This window comes from Candidatus Symbiopectobacterium sp. NZEC135, assembly GCF_025962695.1.
Genome location: NZ_JAGFPF010000766.1, coordinates 1 through 964, shown reverse-complemented (window position 1 = coordinate 964; position 964 = coordinate 1). Strand labels below are relative to the sequence as shown.

The following is a 964-nucleotide window of genomic DNA, read 5'->3' as shown; positions in this document are numbered from 1 at the left end:
CCCCCCGCCAAGCTCGGTGGTGCAGCCTATTATCGTTTTTATAATTTCGAGAAACTCAAAGCGTTGGCCTTACCGGCATATAAAAACCTGTTTAAAATAAATGTACAACCGTTGGGAATGCTGGGGATGAGATACACTTTTTCAATCGATAAAGTCGATATTTACAGTTTCGATACACCCAATAATTGGGATTCACTGTCTGAGCTTTCGTTTAATCAATTGCCTTTGATCGAAAACTACAGCCCTATCGTTAAAAAATACGCCTCCGATAATGAGGTTGAGTTTGCCAGACAATTCCCGGATACCAAGATAAAAGATGACTACGGTGGTGATGAAGTCATGGATTATAGCTGCTTTTTTTTAGAGAAAAATCCAGACATTAAACTCACCTTGCTTGAGCATGGTCTCTTCGATCTGGATATCACCAACGCCTTTGTAAAGGAGATGGAAGCTCAACTCAAAGGTGATGATGATAGAATCGGAAGGATCAATTACCGATTGATCACCTTGCAAATATCACTCAAATATCTTGAGAGCAGAGATTGCATGGCATGATATATTCACCGGCAGTGGGGTGTTGAGTGCGTTGGTACAACCCCACTGCCGATGATATCTCGCCTTACCCGCCGCGCTGTTTACTGATGAAATGCCGCCTGCGGCGTTGAAAGTGCGGCTTAAGGAGAGTCAGGTGGAGATTATTCTTTCGGGGGAGGAGGGTATATCGCAGTAGGCTGGAACACCCTTGTCTGTGATGCCAGTGTCGCGTTTGACCTTGTTTTTGCACCGATAAAGGTCTTGTTGACTCTGGCCTAACGATCATTCTTGATTGCTATTGGTTAAAATTATTATTCATCAAAAGCGCCCATCAATATATAGGTCGCATCCTTTCGTTTGTGCTGATCGATCATTGGCACCAGACGTTTGAAGTGTTCGCTGGCGCAATGTTCATCCAGCGCCGCATGGT

1 protein-coding gene and 2 pseudogenes are annotated in these 964 nt (G+C 44.2%); 2 read left to right on the top strand and 1 reads right to left on the bottom strand.

Features of this window, described 5'->3' with window-relative positions:
• Together J5224_RS30310 and J5224_RS35675 are read left to right on the top strand one after the other, a co-directional pair.
• Positions 1-555, top strand: a 555-nt coding sequence (locus tag J5224_RS30310) for a hypothetical protein (protein WP_264628752.1), incomplete at its 5' end; no start/stop codon positions are given.
• Positions 556-613: 58 nt separating this feature from the next.
• A pseudogene (locus J5224_RS35675) lies at positions 614-730 on the top strand (hypothetical protein); the annotation flags it as partial.
• A gap of 115 nt (positions 731-845) precedes the next feature.
• On the opposite strand, the pseudogene J5224_RS30305 reads toward J5224_RS35675, so the two are convergent.
• Positions 846-964, bottom strand: a pseudogene (locus tag J5224_RS30305) (antibiotic biosynthesis monooxygenase); the annotation flags it as partial.